This window comes from Pseudomonas umsongensis (assembly GCF_002236105.1).
Taxonomy (GTDB): Bacteria; Pseudomonadota; Gammaproteobacteria; order Pseudomonadales; family Pseudomonadaceae; genus Aquipseudomonas; species Aquipseudomonas umsongensis.
Genome location: NZ_NIWU01000001.1, coordinates 955,403 through 981,427, shown reverse-complemented (window position 1 = coordinate 981,427; position 26,025 = coordinate 955,403). Strand labels below are relative to the sequence as shown.

Here is a 26,025-nt window from a genome sequence, read left to right as displayed (position 1 = left end):
GCAGGTCTTGAGTCTCAAGGATAGGCAGGCCCCATGGCCGGTTGCCCCTCCCTCTTTGGGGCTTCATGGCTGTGGCAGCACCGCACCGGGATAAGGCAACCCTTGCTTGCCAAGGAAGCGGTTCACGGCTTCGACATGGTATCGACTGGCCCCGCACAATGACTGGGCGCTGGCTTCGAACTGGGTCATCGCGTGGCGGTCGGTCTCGAACGAGCGGTTGAGCAGGGTCTTGGCCAATCCTAACGCATCGGGCGGTGCGTCATCGAACTGGCGAGCGAACTGCAAGGCGCTGTCCAGCAACTGCTCCTGGTCAATGACCGCCTGGGCCAGGCCCAGCGCCAGTGCCTGCTGTGCATCGAGCGGCCGGGCGCAAAATATCAGTTCCTTGGCCTTGGCCAACCCCACCACCCTGGGCAGCACGTACAGCATCGACAGGTCTGGCACCAGCCCCAGGCTCAGGAAGGTTGGCAGCAGCCGGGCACGCGGCGTAACGAACATGAAGTCCGCGGCCAGCGCCAGCGAGAACCCCGCCCCTACGGCCGCGCCATCGACTGCCGCGATCACTGGTTTGCCCAAGTCGACCAGGCTGGCGAACCATTCATGAAAACCCAGCACCAGCTGGCGTCCGGCAAACGCGGGGTCGTCACCCTCCTCCAGGCTACCCAGGTCAAAGCCCGAGCAAAAGGCCCCGCCAGCGCCAGTCAGGACGATGGAACGAATCGAACGATCGTCCCGCGCCGTCATCAGGGCTACGGGCAAGGCTTCATTGATGGCTGCTTCGAACGCGTTGCGTTTGTGCGGACGATTCAGGGTGATCAACGCTGTCTTGCCGATTTTTTCGTACAGCACTGCACTGTCAGTCACATTCAACTCCTCCTGATGCGACACCGGCCGGTGCATGCCGGCCGTGCCCAGGGTGCGATGGTCAGGAACACGAACGCCGCCCGTTACAAATTGCGGGCGATGATCACCTTCTGGATGTGGCTGGTGCCCTCGTAGATCTTGGTCACCCGCACGTCACGGCAATAGCGCTCCACCGGAAAATCGCTGAGGTAGCCGTAGCCGCCATGAATTTGCAGCGCTTCGGAGCAGACTTTCTCGGCCATTTCGCTGGCGAACAGCTTGGCGATGGACGCTTCCTTGGCGCAGGGCACGCCGGCGTAGTGCAGGCGCGAGGCGTGCAGCATGTAGTGCTGGGCGACTTCGAACTGGGTGGCCATGTCCGCCAGGTCGAACGCCACGCCTTGCAACTTGATGATCGGCGCACCGTAGGCTTCACGCTCGTTGGCATACTTCACCGCCGCTTCCAGCGCGGCGCGGGCGGCGCCCACGGCCACGGCGGCGATGCCGATACGGCCTTCGGACAGGGTCGCCATCAAGCGTTTGTAAGCGGTGCCCTCCTCCGCCAGCAGGTTATGGGCCGGCACGCGGCAGTTATCCAGTTGAATGGCCGCTACATGCGCCGAGCGCTGGCCCATCTTGCTTTCCACGCGCGTGACGATGTAACCGGGCTCACGCGGGTCGATGATGAACATGCTCGGGCCCTTGCGGCCTTCGGTGGTTTCGGTGGTGGCGGCGATGGCAAAGGCGATGCCTGCTTCGCTGCCATTGGAGATGAACTGCTTGCTGCCGTTGAGCACGTAATGGTCGCCATCGCGGCGCGCCGTGGTGCGAAACGCGGCGGTGTCGGAACCGGCCTGGGGTTCGGTCAGCAGGCCGGCGGCAATCAGCTCGCCGCTAATCATCCCGGCTAGGTATTTCTGCTTCTGCAACTCGGTGCCGAAGCGATGCAGCATGTCGGTCATACCATTATGAACATGCAAAATGGTCGCAAAACCGGCATCGGCGGCGGCAAACTCCTCGATGCACAGGCAGTATTCCGGAAAGGACATGCCCGCTCCGCCCGCCTCCTCGGGAATCTGCATGCCCAGGAAGCCCAGGTCGGCCACGGCCTTGAGCTCAGCATGGGGCCAGGCACCCGTGCGGTCGCGTTCGGCGGCGGTGGCGCCCACTACTTCTTGCGCCACCTTGCGGGCAGCGTCGCGAATCATGATTTCCTGCTCACTCAGGAATGCTGCGGATGTATCACTCATGGTCTTCCTCTTGTACCGGGTCGGGTAATCGATGCTGACCTGAGCATGCGCGGTGGCCGACATCGCATGCGCCTCCCGTCTCGGGAGGGTGCGCGGGCTGACGCCCGCATCCGGTTACTTGAGCAGGCCTTGCTGGCGAGCCAGGGAGATCGCCGCGTAGCGGCTCGACACACCGAGCTTGGCGAGGATGTTTTTCACGTTCCACTTCACGGTGCCGAAGGTGATGTTGAGCGTCAGGGCGATGCGCTTGTTCGACATCGCCTGGGCGACCAAACCGAGGATTTCCAGCTCACGTGGGGTCAGGGTGGCTCGTGGCCCGTCGTTCATCTTCCTGGGGGCAACGGCTACCTGCACGGGTACCTCGTGCAAGTTTTCGCGGTTGAGCAGCGCGTCCAGATACTCGGCGACAGAAATGTCCCGGGCGATTTCGCCTTGCCATTGATTCAGCAATGCGAGCACCGCCGGGCCTTCATCGAGCAGTGTGCGCACTAACCCCATCCGGGCACTCGCTTGCATGGCCTGTTGCAAGTACGTCAACGCCTGCTCTGGCTGGCCGAGCATGTCGTGCGCCAGGGCACTGAGCAGAAGCAGGCGAACCCGCGTGCGTCCCCGCGCCGACTGCTCGGCATAGACGCTGACGGCCTGCAACTGTTCCAGCGCAAGGCCAGGGTCACGCCCGGCCAGTGCCAGTCGCACCCTGGACATCGCCACCTGGCAACTGATTTCCCCGCGGGTTTCGGCATTTGGCCGCTGGGCCGCCTCCAGCGCAGCCAGTCGCGTCACCAGTTCGCCGGCGCGACGACTTTCACCCTGCTCAATCAGCACCCGGACTTGCTCGGCCAGCATCATTGCCAGCAACCGGTCCAGGCCCAGCACGTGAAAGTGCGCGCCCTGGGTTTCGAGGAAACTCAAGGCCGCCTGGGCCGATTCGCGCTGCAAGGTGATGCGCGCACGACACAGTGAGGCCCGGCCCATCACTTCGGGCATGGATGAGCGCAGGATCCCGCTGCGGTTGGCCAGGACCCGCAACGCCTCGTCCAGCTGGTCCAGTTCGTAATAAGCGTCGCAGAGTGTGGCGGCGCACAGATTGGCGGAAACCGAATCGCGTCCATAGGCTTGCTCGGCACGCTCGGTCACGCTGGCCCCGATGCTTTGCGCCTGGCGTGCATTGCCTTCGCGCAGGCTGGTCAGCGCCCGGGTGGATTCGAAGACCATGGCCATGTCGTTGTCGCGATACTGCAGGTCTATCGGGTGCTGCTCATGGAGCTTGCGCGCGTCATCTACACGCCCCACCGACAAATAGGCAGTGGCCAGTCCCGAGAGACTGATGTAGCGCAACGAGCGGTTTTCCAATGGCGTCTGCAAGGTCGGTTCCAGCAGGCCGATGACCCGTAGCGGCTGATCCAGTGTCAGGGCAATCGCGGCGTCGGCCAGCACCAGTTTCGAGGAGATCGCGGGGTTGCGTGAGGCTTCGCTGCGGCGGATCTGCTCCACCCAGCGCTCGGCTTTTTCCGGCCGGGCGGTGAAGGCATAGGTCAGGCAGCCCATGATGAACAGTTGCGGATGAGCGAACAGCGTGTCCTGGGGCAGGCGTTCGAGCAAATGCAGCATCGGGCTGGTGTAGGCCATGCTCCAGATACTGGACGCCGCTTGCTCCATGGCCTTGACCGCGTAATCGCGATCGCCGCCCAGATTGGCGTGGCGCACCGCCTCCACCAGATAATCATGCTCGGCAAACCACTGGCTGGCGTGCCGATGAAGCGCCTGCACCACCACCTCGCCACGGGCCGCCAGGCGCTGGTTGAGAAACTCGCCGAACAGAGGATGGAAGCGATACCAGGGCGTACTGTCGTCTGATTCGATGCGCTGGATCAGCAGATTCTCATCCTCGGCGCGCTTGATCATGTCCTGCGCATGGGGACAGCCACTGACAAATTCGCCGACCTCAGCGTTGAAGCGCCGCAGGATCGAGACCTTTTCCATGAATTCCAGCAGCTGCGGCGGCAGGCAGGCCACCACGTCCTCGGTCAGGTAAGCCTGCAGGTCCGCCGAGTTGCGCAGGATCGAACGCAGTTGCGAACGCCGCGTTGGCCGCACCCGCAGCATGGTGGCGATGGGCTGCAGGCTGGCCGGCCAGCCGCTGGTCAGGTCATGGATCAGGCGTTCCTCGTCGGCGGTGAGTGGCAAAACGCTGAGGTTTTGCTTGAAGAATGCCTGGGTTTCATCGACATCGAACGGCAATTCGACGGTGTCGATCTCGGCGACATGCCCTTGCATGCGCAAGCGGCCCAGGCTCAGTGGCGGCGTGGTCCTCGAGGCAATGGTGATGTGCAGGTTGCCTGGGCAATGATCGAGCAATTTCTGCATCAAGCGGTGCGCGCTCGGTGATTCGACGTGTTGAAAATCGTCGAGCAGCAGGTGCAACTCTCTTTCGAGGTCTTGTACGGCGTGGGTGATCAGGGCGATCAAGGCGTTGATCGACTGTTCGCTGCCGTCGCTGTTGAGCCAGTCCTGATCCATTGCAATGCCCAGGCGTTGCAAGGCGGCCAGCAGATAGGACAGGAAGCTGGCGAACTGGCGGTCATCGAGGCTGAACGATACCCAGGCCACGTCCAGCCCGGCCTTCATCAGTTCCAGGCGCCATTGGGCGAGCAAAATGGTTTTACCGAACCCGGCGCCGCCAGTAATCAGGGTTGCACTGCAGTGTTGCGATTCGCGCAAGCGGTTCAGCAGGTGTGCACGGGGAATGTGCCGGGCGCTCAGGCGCGGCGGCGCGAACTTGGTGGCGACCAGTAGATCGCCGGCGTTGATGACATTTGTCTGCATTATTGACTTCTCCGCCCTTGGCATGTTGCCTGGATGTGACGCCTATCCTGCAACAGACGAAGCGGCGCTCGCCCCGTCCGCAAGGGGGGGGGATAGCGCTCTCGGGAGTCGCGTAATTTTCAATCCAGACAGAAACGTCAATTGCATGAGATCGAGGATTGGAGATGAGCGAGTCCGTTTCTTTTGACATCAAGGGCCAGGTGGGCTGGATCACCCTGACCCGTCCAAAAGCCATGAATGCCCTCAACCGTGAAATGCTGGAGGCCATGACCGCCCGCCTGAACGCCTGGGAACACGACGATCAGGTGCGGGTGATCGCCCTGACCGCCACCGGTGCGGCGTTTTGCGCCGGCGCCGACCTCAAGGCTGGCGGAACCCCGCAGCCCGGCGAAAAAGACCTGCTGGACACCATCGTCACCTTCTTCGACGCGCTGCGCGCATTCCCCAAACCGGTGATTGCCGCGGTCAACGGGCTCGCCCTGGCCGGTGGCCTGGAAGCCGTATTGTGCTGCGACCTGGTAATCGCCGCGCAAAGCGCACGTTTTGGTGATGCCCATTCAAACTTCGGTGTGTTCCCGGGCGGCGGCGGTGCCGCGGTATTGCCACGCAAGATCCCCGAGAACGTTGCCAAGTACATGTTGTTCACCGGTGACGCCCTGCCCGCCCAGGACATGAAGAACTATGGCCTGGTCAGCGAAGTGGTGGCCGACGGCGAACTGGTCGAACGCGTCCAGGCCCTGGGCGACAAGCTCGCCGGGAAAAGCCCGCTGGTGCTGCGCAAGATGAAGAAAGTCGCCGACGAAGCCGGCGACAAATCCCGCGCCGATGCATTGCGCCAGGAGCTGCTGGAACTGCGCGACCACCAGCGCTCCTACGACATGGCCGAAGGCGTGCGCGCCTTCGCCGAGAAACGCAAACCTGATTTCAAGGGTTACTGATTACGCCTCCCCTGCAGGAGCGAGCATGCTCGCGAAAAACGTCATGCCAGCGCGGGCAAACAGACAGCCCGCGTGATCGATGACCTCCATTGCGAGCATGCCCGCTCCTACAGAGGCCTGCGCCTGCCTTTTCTGACTATTCGAGGTAACGATGGAAAACGTATACATCGTCGGCGTCGGCATGACCGCCTTCGGCCGTCACACCGACAAGACCATCAAGCAACTGACCGCCTGGGCAGTGGAAGACGCCCTTAAAGATGCCGACTGCGACCGAAAGTGGATTCAGGTCGGTTTCTTCGGCAACTGCACCCAGGGCCACTTCGATGGCCAGCACATGATCCGTGGACAAGTGGCGCTGCTGCCGCTGGGCCTGGACGGCATCCCGATCTTCAACATCGAAGGGGCCTGCGCCTCGTCGAGCCATGCCTTTAACCTGGCCGTGACCCAGTTGCAGGCCGGCGCTGCCGAAGTGGCATTGGCAGTAGGCGCCGAAAAGATGTTCTACAGCGACAAATCGAAGATGTTCTCGGCCTTCGAGTCTGCCTGGGACATCGAAACCTTCGAGGAAAACAAGAACTACCTGGCGAGCATGGGCAAGGGCATCGTGCCGCCTGCCGGTTCGCAATCCGAAAAACCCTACAGCCCGTTCATGGACGTCTACGCCGCCCTGGGCCGTGGCGGCCTGATGGAGCGCTACGGCATTACCCAGCGTCAACTGGCCGCCGTATCCTCGAAGAACCACGGCCACTCAGTGCACAACGAGCGCTCCCAGTACCGTAATGCCATGAGCATCGAGGAAATCCTCGCCGCCCCGCCGATCACCTACCCGATCACCCTGCCGATGTGCTCGCCGATTTCCGACGGCGCGGCTGCCGCGATCCTGTGCACTGAATCGGCCATGAAGAAATACGGCTTCAACAGGAACCGGGCCATCAAGGTCCTGGCCAGCGTGGTGCGCTCGGCCTCGGCCCGTGCCGCCGACGACTTCGACAAGGGATGCACCCACCTGGCCGGCAAGGCGGCCTTCGAGCAGGCCGGCATCAGCCCGCAAGATGTCGATGTGGCTGAAGTGCATGACGCCACCGCCGTCGGCGAACTGCTGGCGATCGAGGCCCTGGGCCTGTGCGAGCCGGGCATGAGCGGTGTGATGGCGGAAAATGGCGACAGCGCCCTGGGCGGCCGGTTGCCGGTCAACCCGTCTGGCGGCCTGGAATCCAAGGGGCATCCGATTGGTGCCACCGGCATCGGCCAGATCTTTGAACTGGTCGAGCAACTGCGCGGCAACTGCGGTCCGCGTCAGGTCGAAGGCGCGCGTATCGCCTTGCAAGGCAACGGCGGCGGCCTGTGGCGCGTCGAAGAGTCCACCGAGCACGTCGGCATTTTCGGCCGCGCCTGATCGTTTATGGAGGTCGGCGTCTTCGAGGAAACCACGCATTTCCTGCGCCGCACTCCACCTACTATTATTTCACCAGAGGAAAACATGATGACCATTCGTTTTGATGATCGCGTCGCTATCGTCACCGGCGCCGGCAATGGCCTTGGGCGCGTTCATGCGTTGAACCTGGCTGCGCGCGGCGCGAAGGTTGTGATCAATGATTTCGGCGGTAGCCGTGACGGTTCCGGCAGTTCGTCCGATGCGGCCCTGGCCGTGGTCGAGGAAATCCGCCAGGCCGGCGGTGTTGCCATTGCCAACGGCGCTAACGTGGCCGACTACGAACAAGTCCAGGCCATGGTCAAGCAAACGGTCGAAGCCTTCGGTCGCGTCGACATCCTGATCAACAACGCCGGGATCCTGCGCGACAAGTCGTTCGCCAAGATGGAAATGGCCGATATCCATGCGGTGATCAATGTTCACCTGATGGGCTCGATCAATTGCACCAAGGCAGTGTGGGACCTGATGCGCGAGCAAAACTACGGTCGCGTGCTGATGACCACTTCTGCCGCCGGCCTGTTCGGCAACTTCGGCCAGGCCAACTACGGCGCGGCGAAGATGGCGGTAGTGGGCCTGATGAACATGCTCGCCATCGAAGGTCGCAAGAACAACATCCTGGTCAACACCCTGGCGCCGATGGCGGCCACGCGCATGACCGAAGACGTAATGCCGGCCGAACTGCTGGCGGCCAGCCGACCTGAGCAGGTAACCCCGGGCGCGCTGTTCCTGGTCAGCGAAAACGCACCGACCAAGCTGATCCTGGGTGCCGGCGCCGGTGTGTTCTCGGCCGTGCGCATGGAAGAGACCACTCCGGTATTCATCGGCAACGAAGACCTGACACCCGAAGCCATCGAGGCGAACATCGCGCGTATCACCGACTGGGGCACTGCCGTCGAACGCTTCGACGCCAACCAGCAGGTCAAGGTTTTCATTGACACGGCCATGGCGGCTATCAAGGCTCAACAGGCCTGAGTATTCCCGGGGCCATGCCCCGGGTTAAACTCGCGACGATGATCGCAACGGGCGTGCAGCCACACGCCCGGACGGAGAATGAATAATGACAATAATGAACTTCGCACACACGGTCGGTAACCTGGCCGTGCGGTTCGGCGATCGGGAAGCCCTGGTCAACATCGAGCGCAATCGCCGCTACAACTTCCGTGAATTCCATTCGCTGACCAATCGCATCGTCAACATGTTGCGTGGGCGACTTGGGCTGTGCCGCGGGGATGTCTACCTCTGCATCCTGGAAAACGACAACATCTCGCTGTTCCATGCCTGGACGGCGCTCAAGGGCGACGCCGCCGCGGCCTACGCGAACTATCGCGACGCGTTCGAGGAGCACCGCTGGCAAATAGAGTTCCTGCGCCCAAAAGTGGTGTTCATCGAAAACGCGTTGATCGATCGTTACTTTGATGCGCTTCACGATCAAGGCATCACCGTCGTCTGCATGGATCCTCCCGAACACCCGCGTGACGGGTTGCTGTACTTCTGGGACCTGCTCGAAGGCGTGCCGGATCACAATCCGGGCGTCGACAACGACACACAAAAGGACACCCTGGTCTATCGCTTCACCGGGGGCACCACCGGCCAGAGCAAGTGTGTTGCCTACACCATCGAAAACTGGATGGCGCTGCGCGATTCGATGTATCTGGAAGCCGAGCAACCCTATCAGCCGGATACCCGCTTCCTGCACATGGCGCCGATCAGCCACGGCTCCGGGCTGGGCCTGCTGCCGACGCTGTTTCGCGGCGGCTGCACCCTGACCCAGAACATCCCGGACCTGGCTCGCCTGTGCCGCAATATCGAAGCGGAAAAGGTCACCATGACCCTGCTCGTGCCAACCATGATCTATCGCCTGCTGGAATTGCCCGAGGCGCGCGAGTTTGACCTGTCCTCACTGCAGACCATGGCCTATGGGGCCGCACCAATGAGCCCGGCGAAACTGCGCCAGGCCCAGGAGCGCTTCGGCAATATTTTCATGCAGATTTATGGCGCCACTGAGTGTTTGCACGCCGTAGCGTTGCTGGGCAAGGCCGACCACTTGACCCAGAACGAGAAGCAGCTGTCCTCGGCCGGGCGCATCGCCGTCGGCGCCGAGATCCTGATCGTCGATGACAATGGCCAGGAAGTTCCGCTGGGCACCACGGGTGAGCTGTGGGTGCGGTCCCGGGGCACCATTTCGGGTTACTTCAACAACCCGCAAGGCACCGCGCAGGAGTTCCACAATGGTTACTGGAAATCCGGCGACCTGGGCTACATCGATCAGGAGGGTTTCCTGTACCTGGTCGACCGCAAGAAGGACATGATCATCACCGGTGGTTTCAACGTGTATGCCATCGAGGTGGAAGCGGCGCTCAATGCTCACCCCGCGGTGCTGAACTCGGCCGTCGTGGGCATTCCCCATGAGGAATGGGGTGAGGCGGTGCACGCCGAAGTGATCCTCAAGAATGGCCAGGTCGTGTCGGTCGACGCGCTGATCGAACACGTCAAGGGTCGCCTGGGCCGCTTCAAGGCGCCCAAGTCCATCCAGTTCGTCGAGGCCCTGCCGCTCAGTGTGGTGGGCAAGGTGCTGCGCCGTCAGGTGCGTGAAAAGTACTGGAAAGACAAGGCGCGTTGCGTGTCCTGAACCTCTGTTTGTTCTGAACGTTTACCCCTTCGTTTTCGCCCTGATGTCTCCTACCGCCCTTGGTCAGGCTGGGGACATCAGGGCTTTTTTTCGTCAGGCTGGCCTGGGTTGGCGGGCCCGGCCGTTGTGGGAGCAAGCCTGCTCGCGAAAACGCGTTCGTCCAGGCAGCCCGTATTATCGTTAACGACCATCGCGGGCAAGCCCGCTCCCACAAGGACCGCGTTCAACCTGTGGGAGATTCTATGGTTGAGGGCAAGCCCGCTCCTGCAGGTCAGCGCCTCATAGCCGCACCAGCGCCGGGGGGAAGTATTCGCCGCTGGCCACCGGGCCCTTGCCGCCGTAGTAGCGCAGCATCAGTCGGAACGGCTCGCCTGCCACCGTCGGCAGCCAATTGTTTTCGGCCGCGCCCTGGGGCAATTGCGGTCCGAAATACAGCGTGAGGGAGCCATCGGCGTTGTAGTGAAGGTCGGATTGGTTGTTCAGCAAAAAGCGGTCAAGCGCGTTGGGCAACACCCGGAAGGTTTTGCTGTTAGTGGCCGTGACGGACCAGAAGTACCGTGCGAACCCGGAAGGCAATTGTTCACGCGGGAATGTCAGCGAGTAGCTTTTCCCGCCATCAAGGACCTGACCATCAGCATCCCGCGCGCCACGGTAATAGTTGACCTCCGCGCTGGTGTTGGCCCAGATGCCGCCCAGATCGATCAGCGTCCGGGTCAGGTAATCCTCGCCATAAGCCCCGGAAACAGCCGGGCGCACCCAACCGTTGTGCACGGTACCCGGACCGATGGTGGCCGCTGCGCTGGCAAGGGCCGCAAAGGTACGGGTCTTGATTTGCTGGTCGATGCGCGCACGTTCGCCAGGTTGCTTGATCTGTTCGGCAATGGCACGCACTTGCGCTTGCAGCGTCTGCATGCCTGGATTGAGATCGGGCTCCTCAAGTGCCGCCGCAGCGGCATCGAAGGCCTCCACCGTCGGCAACCTGTACAGCTCGAATACCGGCCCGTGCGGTGTCGACGGCAGCTCTGGCGAGCCCGTCGCGCGCATTGTGAACTGATGCTGCAGTTGCTCGGCCACCTGCCGATCGGCCCCCAACTCGACCCGCGACAGCACCCGGGCCGTGCGTACGGGCAGGTCGATTCGCCGGGTATTGGCCGGCAGATCCACTTTTGCACCTCTGAGGCACACCGCGAACTCACCATACGGATGGTCGGCGAACACACGTTCATTTATGTTGGCCAGGGTTTCCCCCCAGCCATTGAGAAATTGCACCGTGTAATAGCGATTGGTGACCTTCGGCACGCTTACCTGGGTACAACTGCGTTCATCGACGGCGATCCAGGCTTCCGAATAGGCGACGTCGAGATTGGGATTGGGCCAGTCAACCGCACCGGGTTTACGGTGCACCAACTGGTTCCAGGTCATGCCGTCCTGAAAGTCCAGCTGCTGCTGGCGCATGACCAGCAAGCGCCCGAGCAGGTAGATATAGGCATCGCTGACTTGTTGATCGGTGAAGGCAGGTGGCGAGGCGGGAGGTGCTTCGTCTGCGCAGGCTGCTCCGGCCTGGATGGCCAACGCGAGGACGGAAGCGGCAAAAGCGCCACTGCAGCGCATAAGGTGCGATCTAACGGACATTGTTGTTCTCCATCGTGGTCCATGAACGAACCGTTATGCCTCTGCCAGCCCCATACCGCCCCTCTCGTTAAGGGAGGTATGAGGATGCTAGCCGAGGGGGAGAACCGTTGTCAGGCCACGTCGACATCCTTGAGCGACGCCATGTCGATCACGAATCGATACTTCACGTCATTGTTCTGCATGCGGGTGAACGCCTGGTTGATGTCCTGGATGTCGATCATTTCGCAACTTGGCAGCACTTGATGCTCGGCGCAGAAGTCCAGCAACTCCTGGGTCTGCTCCAGTCCACCGATCAACGCGCCGGTTATCGAACGGTTGTTGATCGCCAGCAATGCACCGTGAATCGGCTCCAGCGGTTCCAGGGCGCCAACCAGCACAAGTTTGCCATTGCGGCCCAGCAGCATCAGGTAAGGGTTGACGTTGTGGCCGCGCGGGATGGTGTCCAGAATCAGGTCGAAGCTGCTGGCGGCGGTTTTCATGGCCTGCGGGTCGGACGACAACAGTACATGATGCGCGCCAAGCGCCAGGGCGTCCTCGGCCTTGCCGGGTGAAGTGGTGATCACGGTGACCTCGGCGCCCAACGCAACGCCGAGCTTGACCGCCATGTGGCCCAGTCCGCCCAGCCCGATGACCGCCAGGCGCGTACCGGTCTTGACGTCATGCTCGCGCATCGGCGTCCAGACAGTGATGCCGGCACACAGCAACGGACCGGTGAAGCGCGGATCCAGCGCCGGCGGTACCCGCAACACGAAACGCTCGCGTACCACGATGTGTTGGGCGTAACCGCCGCGGGTCACCTCGCCGCTGATGCGGTCCAGGCCGTTATAGGTGGGTGTCATGCCCTGGGTGCAATGCGGCTCCTGATGTTGCTCGCAGGCCGCACATTGCTGGCAGCTGTCGACCATGCAACCGACAGCCACCCGATCACCGGGACGATAACGATTGACAGCAGGCCCCACGGCAGTGACCCGACCGACGATTTCATGGCCCGGCACACAGGGAAACCGCGTGCTTTTCCAGTCGTTATGCACGTAATGCAGGTCGGAATGGCAGACGCCGCAGTAGTCGATATCGATGGCGACATCGTCGGCGCGCAGCTCACGGCGTTCGAAGCGCAGGGGTTCGAGGGGAGCGTTGGCTTCATGGACGCCATAGCCGATGCAGGTGGTCATGTTCATTTCTCCACAGATTGAATGAGCGCTCCCCTGTAGGAGCGAGCATGCTCGCGATGGTCGCTATCGATGACGCGGGGTGTCTGAATGCCCGCGTTGCCTGGACGTTTTTCGCGAGCAGGCTCGCTCCTACAGGGAATGGTGTCAGATCGAAGGCCGTAACCAGGGCGCGGCACTGGTTTCTGGTGCGGCGATCTGGTTGGAAATCCACTTGCCCATGCGACGCATCGGCTCGATGGAATCCTGGGGCGCGGCAAACTTCATGGCAGCGGCGTAGCCCAGGGAAACGATGCGTTGAGCGCCATACAGCGGCAGCACATCCTTGAGTTGATCCTTGATGCTTTCGGGATAGACGCCGACGGTTTGGGTGTAGGCGTCAACCGCCGCCATCATTTCGCTCAAGTCGTCGACCGGCACCAGGTTGGCGGTCCGGTCATCGAGGCTGGCGGCGAAGGACACCGGTTCCGGCAATTGCGAGCAGATAATCGCGCCCTCGCCTTCCTTGCCACCGATGACCTTGTACCACTCGTCATCCAGGCGCAGCGCGTCGACGTGGGCCTTTAGGCCCTGGTCGTAACGCTTGGGCGCGGTGCTCAGGGTATTGGGCAAGCCCAGCATGGCTTCATAGACATACTGGCCAAAGGTGTTGAGCCGCTCCAGGCCCTGCTCGTCCGTGCCGCTCTGCACATACACCACACGCGCGCAGACACAGCCCTTCTGGTTGATTGCACCGATGTCGGCCGCCAGGCGCACCGCCGCTTCGCGCATGTTCTCTTCGTTGTAGAAGGCCTCCTGGCCAATGATGCTGGCGCTGCGCTTGGGGTCCAGGGAAATCAGTTCAAGGCCGGGCTGGATGTATTTGGTCACGTGCTTCATCGAGGCGAAACCGCCCCAGGCGACGATTTTTTCCAGGTTCTGCGGTTGGTAAAGGCGCTGCTCGAACGCCTCGTCGCCGCCCTTCCAGTAAGCCACCGAAAGGTGTTTGGTCAGCGGATGATCCGGCGCCATGTCGACCATGGTGCGGGCGATGGCCAGCGCCGTGAACGGGTCGTTGGACGGCGCCTTGATGATCGCGTCGCTGCGCAGCACCATGTTGCGGATGATGGTCCACAACGACAGGGACACTGCGTTGCCGGCGACGATGTGCAAGGTCCGGGCGCCAAAGCAGCGCACTTCCAGTTCGGTGCCGTCGAGCAGTGTCTGCGGGACCCAGCCTTCCAGGTATTTGATACCCACCGTGCTTTCTGCCATCTCGGTGATGAACTCACGGGACAGCAAGTGCTTGAGGCCCATGTAGGAGCCCTTGACGATGGTCGGGGTGGTCGGCGCCGTGAGGAACGACAGTTCACAGGCTTCCTGCAGGTACTGGTTCTTGTCCAGGTCCAGGCGCGCGCCGAGTTCGACGGCGTAATCGAGAATGTCGTCGAAACTCAAGCGGTACAGGTCGGCGAGCTTCGCCGGATTGCCCAGGGGCAACTGGTCGATGTACTTGCTGGCGTCGGGGGTGAGAAAACTCAGGTCGCCGCCGCGACCGCCCACTTCGATCAGGTTATCGGTGATGACTTGACCACGAATGATCATCGGAGCAATGGGATGGGACATGGCTCAGCCTTCCAGGGTGTTGAGGAAATCCATCGCTTCGCGATGGGACTGCTCGGATGCGGCGCAGGTGATCTTGTCGTCGCCGCCGTTCTTTTCGCTGTAGCGCTGGATCGCCCCAACCACGTAGCGGCTATGGCGCCCGCAGGTGCAGGGTTGATCCCACTCGATGGTGACTTCGTCGCCCGTGATGAAGCCGCCCCAGTGGATATCAGCGCCAAGGTCGAAGAACGCCGCGCGCCCGGTCTGGCGGCCGTGGCGCGGCAGCGGCTTGCTGGTTTCGGGGTCGAGCAGGAAGGGAATCGCGGTGTGCGAGAAGTGGTAGTTGCCCTGTTCGCATTTGAGGTGCGAACCACTGACCACCTCCGACATGGCATAGGACTCGTTCAGCGTCTTCACCCCCAGGAAGCGCATCACGTCTTCGCGCCAGTTCTCGGGCGGCACCACGCCTTTGGCGCCGCCGGTGGTGATGATGTAGGAATCGGGATGGAACACCCCTTCCAGGCCACGCTCCAGGCCAGCCAGGGCCATGTTGTGCAGCAGGTTCCAGGTACCGCCGATGTACACGCGCTTGCCCTTGAGACGGGTCGCGATGTCATCGAAAAAGGCCGCCAGGTGCTGCGGCATCTCGGCCTGCTGCTGGTCGAAGGCTTTTTTCTTGGCCAGCAGCTCAGGCGCCACCACCAGGCGATCCAGCGTGCCATTGGCGTGGGCGGCCCGCAGCCTGGCGCCCAGGCGCAGTACGTCGCTGGACAGGGTCGAGGGATAGGCCGGGTGGAAGTGTGAGAGATCGGGCAGCAGTACCCGCACCAGCGAGCCCATGCCGCGCAGGTGGCTGAGGTAGCCTTTGCGGTAGTACGGATACGCCGTGTGCAGGTCCGGGTCTGGTGTGTCCGCGCCGGTCATGTTCCAGGCGTAGAGTTTGCGCACCTGGGAAGCTTTTTCGAACTCACGGGCACTGCAAGGCAAAAACGACAGCGTCCCGGAAGTGCCCGACGTATGGCTCAGGCACAGCTCGGGGATGGCGCTGTCCATGGTTTCGAACCAGTCGTCCAGTCCTTTGCACGCAGTGACGTCGACGGCGGCAATCTTCTCGGCCAGTTCCGGAACCACCAGCTTGCCCAACCATTTGTTGATCGCGGCGAAGTTGTTTTTTTCCAGTAGCGATGGCGGGTAGGACTTGAACAGGGTGTGCTCGAACAGCAGGGGCACCACGTCGTCCAGTTGTTCGATTCGCTCGATGCCCTCGGCGTCCGCCAGTTTCTTCAACACCGCGATACGGTCGCGCATTTCGCCGAAACGCCGTTTCAGCCCGGCCAGCTGCAGCGCATTGATCTGTTCGGCAGGCATTTGCTTCCAGTTTTGCAGGCTATGCCCGACCAGGGCCGCCGGATCGCTCAGCAGCAGATCGACCTGTTCTTCTATTGTTCTTGTCACGGGACTGTCTCCGGGGATTCACGGGGTCGTGCCTTGGCCGTCGATGCGTAACGGCCTTGATGGCGGACCCAGTTTAAGGGCGCGCCAGGCAAAATCATTTCCGTATTCCGGTATTGGTAAAGTCACCTCAACACTCTGTTTTATATGGGTTTTTTTCTATTTTTATGAACCATGCGCCGTGTTGTTCCGGGTCCTCCCTGGTCAGCAGCGCATGGCCTGTGCGTCAACCAACGAGCCTCAACGTGCCACCGCTCAGGGCGTCACGACGTTGAACATTGGCTGGAAGCTGGTCAGCATGCCGAGCATCGCCTTGAAACGGTCTGCGTCCCCTGCAAGCTTGATATCCCCCTGTTTGAGCGCCGTCGGGAAGTCGAGCTGGCGCAGGCTGATCCGGTCCAGCACGGCCTTGCTCATCGTGACCGACACATCGGCCTTGGCATGGCTGGCCTGTTCGCGGTAGGTCAGCACTCCATTGCGCAGGGTCAAGGCAAAATGCTGGTCAAGATCATCGAAGTTCCAGTTCAGGGTCATGTCGTGGCCTTGGGCTTTGTCCGAATCCATGCGCACGGCCAGCAGGTCCATGAACATGGTTGGCGTCGCCGCCCGGATCAGGTCGGCCGTGGCACGGGCGCCCTGCTGCGGCTTGATCTGACGCAACTCTTGCACGCCGGTGAGGTACATGTTGCGCCAGATCGCCGATTCGCTGCGGTAACCCAATTGCTCCAGCGCATCGGCCTGGGCTTCGCGTGCCGCCTTGTTCTCGGGCTCGGCGAACACCAGATGATTGCCCAACTGGGCTGCCCAGCGGTAATCGCCGCTGTCCATTGCCGCGCGCATCTGCGCCAATACCTTGTCAGCACCGCCCATGGCTTGCACGTAGTGTTTGCCGGCTTCGACCGGAGGCAGTGGGTCAAGCGTCGACGGATTGCCGTCGTAGAAGCCCAGATAGCGCTGGTACACCGCGCGGGTGTTGAAACTCAGCGTGCCGTAGTAGCCCCTGGCATACCATTTCTGATCGAGGTCGCCGGGCAACTTCTTCACCGCGTCGGCAATTTCCAGCGGATTCATGCCCTGGTTGAGCAAGTTCAGGGTCCGGTTGTTGATAAAGGCGTACATGTCACGCTCATCGGCCAGCATGTTGCGGATATTGTCCCCGCCCCAGGTCGGCCAGTTGTGTTGAGCGAACATCACTTGTGCCTTGTCGCCATAGCGCACCAGCGCGTCGTCGAGAAAATGCGCCCAGGCTTTACCGTCACGCACTTCGGCACCACGGGGCGTGAGCAGGTTGTGCATCGAGCGCACGGCGTTCTCGGAAATACAGAGCGCCTGCATTTGCGGCAGGTACAGGTTCATCTCCGAGGGGGCCTCGGTTCCCGGGGTGAGTTGGAATACCACCTGCACACCGGAAATATCGTGGGTTTCCTCCGGTTTTACGATCAGGTCGCTCGGTGCGATCAGGCTGATCGTGCCGCCCACCGGCACACCTTTGCCTATCCCCGAATCCACCTGCCCCCGCTCGCTACCGGCCACCGCGCCGCCACTCTGGAACATGCCGCGACGAAACATCGCGGTACCCGCCAGGACGTTTTCCTGGATGGCGTGTTCCATGAAACCGCCTGGCGCATAGATGCGAACCTTGCCGGCCTTGACGTCTGCCTCGTCGACCACCCCACGCACACCGCCGAAATGATCGACATGGCTGTGGCTATAGATCACCGCCACCACCGGTTTGCGCGGGCGATTGCGGTAGTACATTTCAAGGCCGGCCTTCGCGGTTTCGGTGACGTAGAGCGGGTCGATGATGATCAGGCCATCGTCACCTTCGATGATGGTCATGTTAGCCAGGTCGATACCACGCACCTGGTAGATTCTGTCGGTGACCTGGAACAAGCCGGCATTGGCATTGAGCTGCGCCAAACGCCACAGGCTGGGGTTCACCGTGTCCGGGGCCTGCTCTTGCTTGAGGAAGTCGTACTGGTGGGAATTCCACACGGTCTTGCCATTGGCATCCTTGATTTCGCCCTCAAAGGCGGCGACCAACCCGCGCCGCGCGGCTTCATAGTCGGCGCGATCCTGAAACGGCAATTGTTTGAGCACCGCCTGGTTGACAGCTGCCGTTGTCGGGCTGGCAGCTTTTGCGGGCGTGATCGGGGCGTCCTCGGCCCATGACAAGCTGCTGGACAGGGCGAAGGCAACAGACAGTGCAACAAGGCAATAGCGCATACAAAATCCTTGAATGGTTCAGAGTGATAAGTCAGGCGTGCCGGGGTGGCCGCCGTCAATACAGCCGTCAGCCCGCGGTACTGATGCCCGTGAGCGCCTTGGCGATGGACAATTTTTGCCGGTCGGTCAGGCCGTTGGGCGCCGGTAGCACGATGGACTCTCGCACCATGCGCTCAAGGTCCAATGCGGCGCTCACCCCCTTGCCACCGGGCAGCTGCAGCGCGTCCTGGCAAGCCTTGAGCAGCGTTTCACTGGCCAGCCAGCGAGCCATGCACGCCTGAATCTGGCAGGGAGTGTCGTTATCGATCAGCGAATAGGCCTGAAAGCACATGAGTTTCGCCGCTTCGATTCGGGTCGCCATCTCGGCAATCCTGAGTGCCACCAACGGCTGCGATGCCGCCGCCCTGCCGCAATCGTCAGGATTTCGCGCGTTGTTGATGCACGCCTCCAGAACCGACCGGGCCAGGCCGATCGACAGCAAGGCTGCGCCGGCGTCGATCTTTTCCAGCAGCCCGGCCTGGCCTTCCTGTTCTTGCCAGATCGTATGGCCGGCCGGCACGCGCACATTGTTGAAGGACACCCGGGTATTGAACGTGCCGGTCGGTGTCGATCTGTCGATGATGCGCGAGGAGTAACCCTGCTGCTCACGGTCCACCAGCACATGACATGACACGCCCTCCTCGGTCAGCATCCCGGTAATGAGGATGTCCGAGTAATGGCCGTTGCACACCCGCTCGTGGGCACCATTGATGACCCAACCGTGCGCCGTGGTCCAGGCGTTGACGCCCCCTTCGGCTAGCGTTGCCTGAGCATCGGCCTGATGCAGGTAATAGCCGCCGAAGCGGCGACCGGCGAGCAAGTCCGGCAGGTAGCGTTCGCGCAGCGGTTGCTGCGCTTCAGGCAATTCGACCAGGACGCTGGCGACGAGCATGTTGACGATGACGCAGTGGGCGATTTCGCTGGAAACCACGCACAACTCTGCAAGAAGCATGGCTTCGGTGACCACCGATAAACCCATGCCACCCAGGTGCGGCGCAATACTGGCGCCGGGCAGGCCGAATTCGGCGATGCCCTGGGCGATTTCGCGCATTCTCTCCCGGGGAATCGGCCCACCCCGGAACGCACTGGCGACCGGCGCCACCTCCGTCGCAAGGAAGATACGGAAGCTGTCCACTGCATGACGCTGTGCATCGGTCGAGTTCTGTATCTGCATGGTCTGGTTCCCTGCCAATCGTCGCGAATCCACCGGCGTATTCGAGCCCGCTTTGAACAACAGGTTATGCCCGATAGCTGTCCGGTCACCCCCTCCAAGTAGAGGGGGGCTGCACACATGTCAGGCCAGGCTGCGCGCGATGATCAATTTCTGGATATGGCTGGTGCCTTCATAGATTTTGGTCACCCGTACGTCCCGGCAGTAACGCTCCACCGGGAAATCATTGAGGTAGCCATAGCCTCCATGGATCTGCAGCGCGTCGGAGCACACCTTCTCCGCCATTTCGCTGGCGAACAGCTTGGCCACCGAGGCTTCCTTGGCGCAGGGCACGTGTGCTTCACACAATCGCGCGGCATGAACCATGTAGTGGTGGGCGACATCCACTTGCGCGGCCATGTCGGCAAGGTCGAACGCCACCCCTTGCAGTTTGATGATCGGCTCGCCGTAGGCTTCGCGTTCCTTGGCATAGCCCACCGCCGAGTCCAGCGCAGCGCGAGCGGTGCCGGTGGCGACAGCGGCAATCGCCACCCGTCCTTCCGACAACGACCCCATCACGTTGCGATAGCCAGCGCCTTCTTCGCCCAGCAGGTTGGCCACCGGTACCCGGCATTGGTCCAGCTGGATTTGCGCGACATGGGCCGAGCGCTGGCCCATCTTGTGCTCGACGCGAGCCACGACGTAACCGGGACTTTCCTGCGGGTCGACCATCAGCAGGCTGCTGCCCTTCTTGCCGGCAGCCTTGTCAGTGACCGCCAGCACCAGGCCCAGGCCCGCTTCGTTGCCGTTGGAGATGAATTGCTTGCTGCCATTGATGACGTAGTGCTCGCCTTCGCGCCGTGCCTGAGTGCGGAACGCTGCCGTGTCGGAGCCGGCGTGCGGCTCGCTGAGCAAAAAGGCACCGATGCGTTTACCGCTGGCCAGGTCCGGCAGGTATTTGCGCTTCTGTTGTTCGTTACCCAGTCGCGCCACGGTCAGGCCCACTGAGTTATGGACGTGAATCAGGGTGGCGAAGCCGGTGTCAGCGGCGGCGAACTCCTCGATGGCCAGGCAGTACTCGACGAAGCTGGCACCGGCACCGCCGTACTCTTCAGGGATCAGCATGCCGAGGAAGCCCAGTTCGGCAACGGCTTGCAGCTCATTGCGAGGCCAGGCGGCACTGCGATCACGTTCGGCAGCCGTGGGGGCAACCACTTCGGCGGCAACCTTGCGCGCCGAATCGCGGATCATGAGTTCCTGTTCGCCGAGGAACGCTGCGTTTGTATCGCTCATGGTGATTCCTTATGAATTCAGGGGGTCAGACAGGGTTCGGATCGGCCTGTACACGCTGTACAGTCCGGACCTTGGATGCAATGACGGTGGATGTGTCTGTGGTTGCCGGGGTGACCGTCGGCGAACCGCAGACATGCTCGTTCCTGAGCAGGAAGTGCGACAGCGCCGGGATCAGGGCCAGGGCGCCGAGCATGTTCCACAGGAACATGAAGGTCAGCAGGATGCCCATGTCGGCCTGGAACTTGATGGGTGAGAACGCCCAGGTGATCACCCCCGCGGCCAGGGTCACGCCCACCAGCGCCACGACTTTGCCAGTGAACCGCAAGGCATGTCGGTAGGCCTGGGCCAAGGTGTCGCCTGCACGTTGACGGGCCAGCTGGATGCTCAGCAGATACAGGGCGTAGTCGACGCCGATGCCCACCCCGAGTGCGATCACCGGCAGGGTCGCGACCTTTACGCCCATGCCCAGCAGCACCATCAGCGCTTCGCACAGAATCGAAGTGATCACCAGCGGTACCACGGCCACCACCACCGCGCGCCAGCTGCGAAAGGTGATGAAGCACAGCACGATGACCGCCGCGTACACGTACATCAACATGGTCAGGTTGGCCTTCTTGACCACGATGTTGGTGGCCGCTTCGATCCCGGCGCTGCCGGCGGCCAGCAGGAACTGGCGGTCCGGCGTGCTGTGCGCGCTGGCAAAGGCTTGCGCGGCCTGCACCACTTGATCGAGTGTCTGCGCCTTATGATCGGAGAGGTAGGCCACCACCGGCATCACCGAACAGTCGTTGTTGAACAGTTCCGGATTGCTGGTGCTCGCGGTCCGCGCCGCATAGTTGAGTACGTCCTGGTTGGGCGAGATCGACATCCACTTGGGACTGCCCTCGTAGGAACCCGCCGTGATCTTGCGCACCGCATCGGCCAAGGACACCGTGCTTTGCACCCCCGGCACTTGCTGCAGGACCCAGCCCAGGCGGTCGGCATCGACCAGTGTCTGGTATTCCAGGCAGCCCTCGGCCTTGGTCTTGACGATGACCGCGAACTGGTCGGAAGACAGCGAGTACTTGCTGTTGATATAGGCGTTGTCCAGGTTGTAGCGCGAGTTGGGTCGCAGTTCCGAAGCCCCGGCATCCAGATCGCCGATTTGCAGATGGGTGCTGACGACAAAGCCCGCCACCGTCAGCAACGCCGAGCCCAGCAGCAATGCCGTGGCCCAGCGGCGCTCGGTGAAACGCTCCAGCAGACGCCAGGCCCCGCTCGTTTCACGCTGTTCTTTGCGCAGGCTACGCGCCGCAGCCTTGGGACTGACGCCGGTGTAGGACAGCATCACCGGCAGCAGAATCAGGTTGGTGAACACCAGCAGGGCAACGCCGATGGACGCGGTGATCGCCAGGTCCTGGATCACCGGGATGTCGATCAATATCAACACGCCAAAGCCCACGGCGTCGGCCACCAGCGCCGTGACCCCGGCCAGGAACAGGCGGCGGAACGTGTAGCGGGCGGCGACCAGCCGATGGGTGCCACGGGCCACGTCCTGCATGATCCCGTTCATTTTCTGCGCGCCATGGGACACGCCAATGGCGAACACCAGGAACGGCACGAGAATCGAATAAGGGTCCAGCGCGTAACCCAGGCGGGCAATCAGGCCGAGCTGCCACAACACGGCGATGCAGGAACAGCCCAGCACCAGCACGGTGCTGCGCACACAACGGGTCCAGGCAAAAATGATCAGCGCGGCGATCACCGCCGCCACGGCGAAGTACAGGATCATCTGCTGCAAGCCGTCGAGCAGATCGCCCACGACCTTGGAGAAACCGACAATGCGGATGTCCAGGTCAGCGCTGCCCTGGGTACCGGAGAACTGCGCGCGGATGCCCTCCAGGCGCTTGGACAATTCCCAATAATCCAGCGGCTGGCCGGTATTGATGTCTTTGTCCAGCAGCGGCACGAAAATCATGCTGGAACGGAAATCGGTCCCCACCAGATTACCCAGCAACTGCGCCCGGCCGATGTTCTGGCGCAAGGCGTCGGTACTGGCCTGGGAGCCGGTGTAGTTGTCTGGCATCACCGGTCCCCCGGCGAAGCCCTCTTCGGTGACCTCGTTCCAGCGCACCACCGGCATCCACAGGGACTTGACGTTAGCCCGGTCGACACCCGGCGTCAGGAACAGCTCATCGTTGATTTGCTTGAGTGCCTGCAGGTACGCGGGATCGAAAATATCGCCCTTGCGGTTCTCCACCACCACCCGCACGGCATTGCCCAGGCCCTTGAGCTCGTCGCGGTTTTCCAGGAAGTTACGAATGTACGGCTGGTTCAGCGGGATGGTTTTCTCAAACGCGGCATTGAGCGTCAGGCGCGACGAATCCCAGCCGAGGATGACCGTGACCACGCTGCAAAGCAGGATGACCAGCAGCCGATGGTTGAAGATCAACCGCTCCAGACGACTGCCTGACTGGTGATTGAAATCAGCAATGTTGCTGATGGACTGCAGGTTGTCGCTGGCGTTGTGGATACCCATCACAGCTCTCCGACTTGCTTGTTCTGTTGCAGGCTTTGCACGCGCACGCCACCCAGTCCCGCCAGGGCGACGGCCCCGTTGGCGGCGGGTGCCAGTGCGAAGTTGGGTGCCACGTGGTCCAGTGGGACTCGGCTGAACGTTGCCCCGCGGTCGGTGGAGCGCAGCAATTGGCCGGTTTGGCTGGCCAGCAGGATCGAGCCGTCTTCGGCGATCAGGCCGCTGGTGATGCCCTCCTTGATGCCGGTGTCGACCGTGCTCCAGCTTGCCCCGCCATCGAGACTGCGCAAGGCATTGCCGCGCAGGCCGTAGACCAGCACCAGACGGTCGTCGCCGAGCAGGCCGAACAACGTGCCCTCATAGGGCAGTTCGACCTTGACGAAACGCTGGCTGGCGCGGTCCAGTTTCAGCACCAGGCCTTGTTCGGCGACCATGAACAGCGTGCCGGCTGCCGGGCGCAGGCCATACAGGTGCATGCTGCGCGGGTTGTCGATTCGGTCCTGCCAGGCGGTCCAGGTCTGGCCACCATCCTCGGTACGCAGGATCAAATTGAACGCGCCGGTGACGAACCCGGTGCGTTCATCGGCAAACCACACGTCCAGCAGCGGTTTGTCGGCGCCCTGGGTGGCGAACAATTGCGCATCCTGTTGCAAGCGCTGCGCCTGGGGATCATCCGGGTTGGCGGGGTTGCCGTATTGCTTGAGCAGGATCGCGGCGATCTGCTGACCGTCGAGCTGTTTGGTCCAGGTTTTTCCCGAGTCGCTGCTGTGCAACACAACACCTTCGTGGCCAACGGCCCAGCCCTGGATGGCAGTGGGAAACGCCAGTGCCGTCAGGTCCGAGCTGACCGGCACCTGGGCCTGGACCCAGTCGGTGGCGTTGTCTGAAAAAAGAATATGGCCGCGCTGGCCGGCCGCGATCAGCCTTCCTGCGGCCCTGGCCAACGCGTTGATGGGTGCCTGGATCGCCTTGGCGCTTTGCAACGCAGGCGTGTCGAGGGGCGAGACAAAGCCCGACTGGGCGAACGCCGGCACCGCCAGAAGCGTGGTCAGGATCAGCAGCGGTGGTCGCAAGAGTTGTTTGAACACGTTGTCACCTCACATCAGTTGCGCGCGGGCGCGCATTGCACCAACGGCGGTCCGCGGCGGGACCGCCGTGGGCGGACTTGCGATTACGTCAAGCGCAGCTCAAAGCGTGGTCTTGAAGGTGAAGAACACCGCACCACGGTCTTCCAGCAAAGCCTGGCTGCCACTCGGGGTCAGGGCCGCGCCGGTCACCGGGTTGGTCGAGTAGTCACCGAAGTAGTCCACGTACTTCAGGTCGAAGCGGTAGCGACTGTAGAGATCGAGCGCCAGGCCCACCGCGTAGCTGCCGGCATCCTTGTTACCGCCGGACGCCACCGCCGAGTTGCCGGAGAGGCCCTGGGAGTAACTGATCGGCAGCGACAGGTCGCCACCGGGGAACACCTGATACCAGTTGGGCGTGAAGTTGATCGCGATGCCGTAGGCGTCGCGGGACACTTCGTCGATGTTGGTCGGTACGGCCTTGTAGGCAGACGAGCCCTTGAACAGGTGCAGCGGATCGTCGTTGACCGAGATCCAACGGCTCCAGGTCAGCTCGGTAGACCAATTGGCGCCATCGAAGAACGGTGTCGGGCTCACGGTGCCGATAGCGTTGAGCACACCATGCAGGGTGTCGCCACGGGCGCCGAGAATGTCGCCGTCGTCCGGCAGTTGCGCGGTCGAGGTGACCCGCGCCGCCGAACTCACCAGCGGCATGTTGCGTCGGTAGTTGAGGTCGGCACCGACGCTGATGCCGCCGATTTCCTTCGACAGGCTGATGCCGTACATGTCGATTTTGTCGGCGTAGTTGAGGTAGTACTGCGGGCGGGCGTTGGCCAGCAGAATGACCTGCGGCAGGGTGTCGGAGAACTGGCGTACGTAGAACCCCAGGGTGCCGTCCAGCCATTCCGGGCTCCAACGCGTCATCACGCCCCAGTCACCGGAGTTGCGCGGCTCGATGTCGTCGCCATGGATGGCGCGCAGGGTCGGGCTGAGGATGAACGACTCGCCACCTTGCTGGTAGATGTCGGCGAAGCCCAGGTAACTGCCGGACTCAGGCACGCGCGAAGGCCGCCATTCGAAGAAATACTGCGCAGCAAACGACCACTCTGGGTTGACTTGCAACTGCGCGGAAATCTGGTTGCGCGGCAGGTACAGTTCCTTGGCCTCGATCCCCGGCAAGGCCAATGCCTTGCCCTGATCCAGTGGCGCCTGGCCGTAGGAGATACCATGGATGGCGCCAGCCCCGAGCAACGACTCACCCCAGTTGACCGTATGCCGACCCAGGCGCGCCTTGAGCGGCATGTCCCCCATTTCGTACTCGCCAAACACGAAGGCGTCCATCCATTCACCGGACGGGCCTTCGTAGTAGCGGTCGGTGTAGCGGCTTAGACCGGTGGCTGGGCGACCACTGGAGTTGAGGTGGTTGGAGGTGGCAACGCTATCGTTGTCCAGATCTCCAGCATAGGCGGCGTCATACCATAGGGCGGCGCTGACACGGGCGCCATACTTGCCCTTGTAGATGAGGTCCGACTCTGTGAGTACGTCCAGGCGATTGTTGACCAGTCGATGCTTGTCGAAGTTGCGGTCGCCGTCATCGTTGTTCGGGTTGCCCAGGATCGCCCTGTCCTGCCCTTCGGTACGCATACCCAAGTTGTAGCGCAGGGTGTTGTCCCAACGCAGCTGGATGTCTTCGTTACCGGTATCGATCTCGATAGCACTGGCGCTGCCGCAGGCAATCGCGCACATGGCCACGACCGTAGCCTTCAATGCATGAGAACTGGCGGGATGACTTTGATTCGATTTGTTCTTGTTATTCATCTGGGTGCCTCCTCCCCTGGGTGAACCTGGACATCCAGGTTCGCAAGCCACTCAATCAGTGATCGAGTGCTCCGAAGGGTGCCAGCGTCAGCCCGATGTCCTCCCCCCCCTTTCTGAAAGGGGGGGGCCCCCCCTACCCCCCCTCCGGTAACGTCTGGCCCATCG

The 26,025-nt window shown here is 62.2% G+C and carries 17 protein-coding genes; 4 read left to right on the top strand and 13 right to left on the bottom strand.

From position 1 onward, the window contains the following. Positions 1 to 63: 63 nt before the first annotated feature. From PSUM_RS04330 to PSUM_RS04320, 3 genes are all read right to left on the bottom strand, one after another. On the bottom strand, positions 64 to 864 hold the full coding sequence (locus PSUM_RS04330) for an enoyl-CoA hydratase/isomerase family protein (RefSeq protein WP_020799113.1): 801 nt from the start codon (positions 862 to 864) through the stop codon (positions 64 to 66). 83 nt (positions 865 to 947) lie between these two features. After that, positions 948 to 2,093 (bottom strand): acyl-CoA dehydrogenase family protein, encoded by a 1,146-nt coding sequence (locus PSUM_RS04325; protein WP_042955607.1) that lies wholly within the window; start codon positions 2,091 to 2,093, stop codon positions 948 to 950. A 114-nt stretch (positions 2,094 to 2,207) separates the two neighbouring features. Continuing rightward, entirely contained in the window at positions 2,208 to 4,919 is a 2,712-nt protein-coding gene (locus PSUM_RS04320) for a winged helix-turn-helix domain-containing protein (RefSeq protein ID WP_020799115.1), read from the bottom strand. A gap of 164 nt (positions 4,920 to 5,083) precedes the next feature. Here PSUM_RS04320 and PSUM_RS04315 point away from each other — a divergent pair, with 164 nt between their 5' ends. From PSUM_RS04315 to PSUM_RS04300, 4 genes are all read left to right on the top strand, one after another. Further along, a complete protein-coding gene (locus PSUM_RS04315; protein WP_020799116.1) occupies positions 5,084 to 5,857 on the top strand; it encodes an enoyl-CoA hydratase/isomerase family protein in 774 nt (257 codons plus the stop codon). 151 nt (positions 5,858 to 6,008) lie between these two features. Beyond that, positions 6,009 to 7,253: a thiolase family protein gene (locus PSUM_RS04310; RefSeq protein ID WP_020799117.1), complete on the top strand. Its 1,245-nt coding sequence runs from the start codon at positions 6,009 to 6,011 to the stop codon at positions 7,251 to 7,253. 87 nt (positions 7,254 to 7,340) lie between these two features. After that, positions 7,341 to 8,261, top strand: a complete 921-nt coding sequence (locus PSUM_RS04305) for an SDR family NAD(P)-dependent oxidoreductase (protein WP_042955605.1) — start codon at positions 7,341 to 7,343, stop codon at positions 8,259 to 8,261. 85 nt (positions 8,262 to 8,346) lie between these two features. Then, positions 8,347 to 9,918, top strand: a complete 1,572-nt coding sequence (locus tag PSUM_RS04300; RefSeq protein ID WP_141195478.1) for an AMP-binding protein — start codon at positions 8,347 to 8,349, stop codon at positions 9,916 to 9,918. Positions 9,919 to 10,197: 279 nt separating this feature from the next. Here the strand turns inward: PSUM_RS04300 and PSUM_RS04295 are convergent, their stop codons facing one another. From PSUM_RS04295 to PSUM_RS04250, 10 genes are all read right to left on the bottom strand, one after another. After that, positions 10,198 to 11,550: a DUF1214 domain-containing protein gene (locus PSUM_RS04295; protein WP_231989914.1), complete on the bottom strand. Its 1,353-nt coding sequence runs from the start codon at positions 11,548 to 11,550 to the stop codon at positions 10,198 to 10,200. 110 nt (positions 11,551 to 11,660) lie between these two features. After that, on the bottom strand, positions 11,661 to 12,722 hold the full coding sequence (locus tag PSUM_RS04290) for an NAD(P)-dependent alcohol dehydrogenase (RefSeq protein ID WP_020799122.1): 1,062 nt from the start codon (positions 12,720 to 12,722) through the stop codon (positions 11,661 to 11,663). 144 nt (positions 12,723 to 12,866) lie between these two features. Further along, positions 12,867 to 14,324, bottom strand: a complete 1,458-nt coding sequence (locus tag PSUM_RS04285) for an acyl-CoA reductase (protein WP_020799123.1) — start codon at positions 14,322 to 14,324, stop codon at positions 12,867 to 12,869. A gap of 3 nt (positions 14,325 to 14,327) precedes the next feature. Next, positions 14,328 to 15,758: a hypothetical protein gene (locus PSUM_RS04280; protein ID WP_083349063.1), complete on the bottom strand. Its 1,431-nt coding sequence runs from the start codon at positions 15,756 to 15,758 to the stop codon at positions 14,328 to 14,330. A gap of 252 nt (positions 15,759 to 16,010) precedes the next feature. Then, positions 16,011 to 17,981 (bottom strand): alkyl/aryl-sulfatase, encoded by a 1,971-nt coding sequence (locus PSUM_RS04275; RefSeq protein WP_020799125.1) that lies wholly within the window; start codon positions 17,979 to 17,981, stop codon positions 16,011 to 16,013. 67 nt (positions 17,982 to 18,048) lie between these two features. Beyond that, positions 18,049 to 19,194, bottom strand: coding sequence for an acyl-CoA dehydrogenase family protein (locus tag PSUM_RS04270; RefSeq protein ID WP_083349062.1), 1,146 nt, complete (start codon positions 19,192 to 19,194; stop codon positions 18,049 to 18,051). A gap of 120 nt (positions 19,195 to 19,314) precedes the next feature. Further along, positions 19,315 to 20,463, bottom strand: a complete 1,149-nt coding sequence (locus PSUM_RS04265) for an acyl-CoA dehydrogenase family protein (protein ID WP_083349061.1) — start codon at positions 20,461 to 20,463, stop codon at positions 19,315 to 19,317. Between the two features lie 25 nt (positions 20,464 to 20,488). Continuing rightward, a complete protein-coding gene (locus tag PSUM_RS04260) occupies positions 20,489 to 22,981 on the bottom strand; it encodes an efflux RND transporter permease subunit (protein WP_020799128.1) in 2,493 nt (830 codons plus the stop codon). Then, positions 22,981 to 24,066 carry a WD40/YVTN/BNR-like repeat-containing protein gene (locus PSUM_RS04255; RefSeq protein ID WP_020799129.1) on the bottom strand — a complete coding sequence of 362 codons (1,086 nt, stop codon included), beginning with the start codon at positions 24,064 to 24,066 and terminating at the stop codon, positions 22,981 to 22,983. The genes PSUM_RS04260 and PSUM_RS04255 overlap by 1 nt, the downstream gene beginning before the upstream one ends. Positions 24,067 to 24,165: 99 nt before the next feature. Beyond that, a complete protein-coding gene (locus tag PSUM_RS04250) occupies positions 24,166 to 25,860 on the bottom strand; it encodes a DUF1302 domain-containing protein (protein ID WP_020799130.1) in 1,695 nt (564 codons plus the stop codon). Between the last annotated feature and the right edge of the window lie 165 nt (positions 25,861 to 26,025).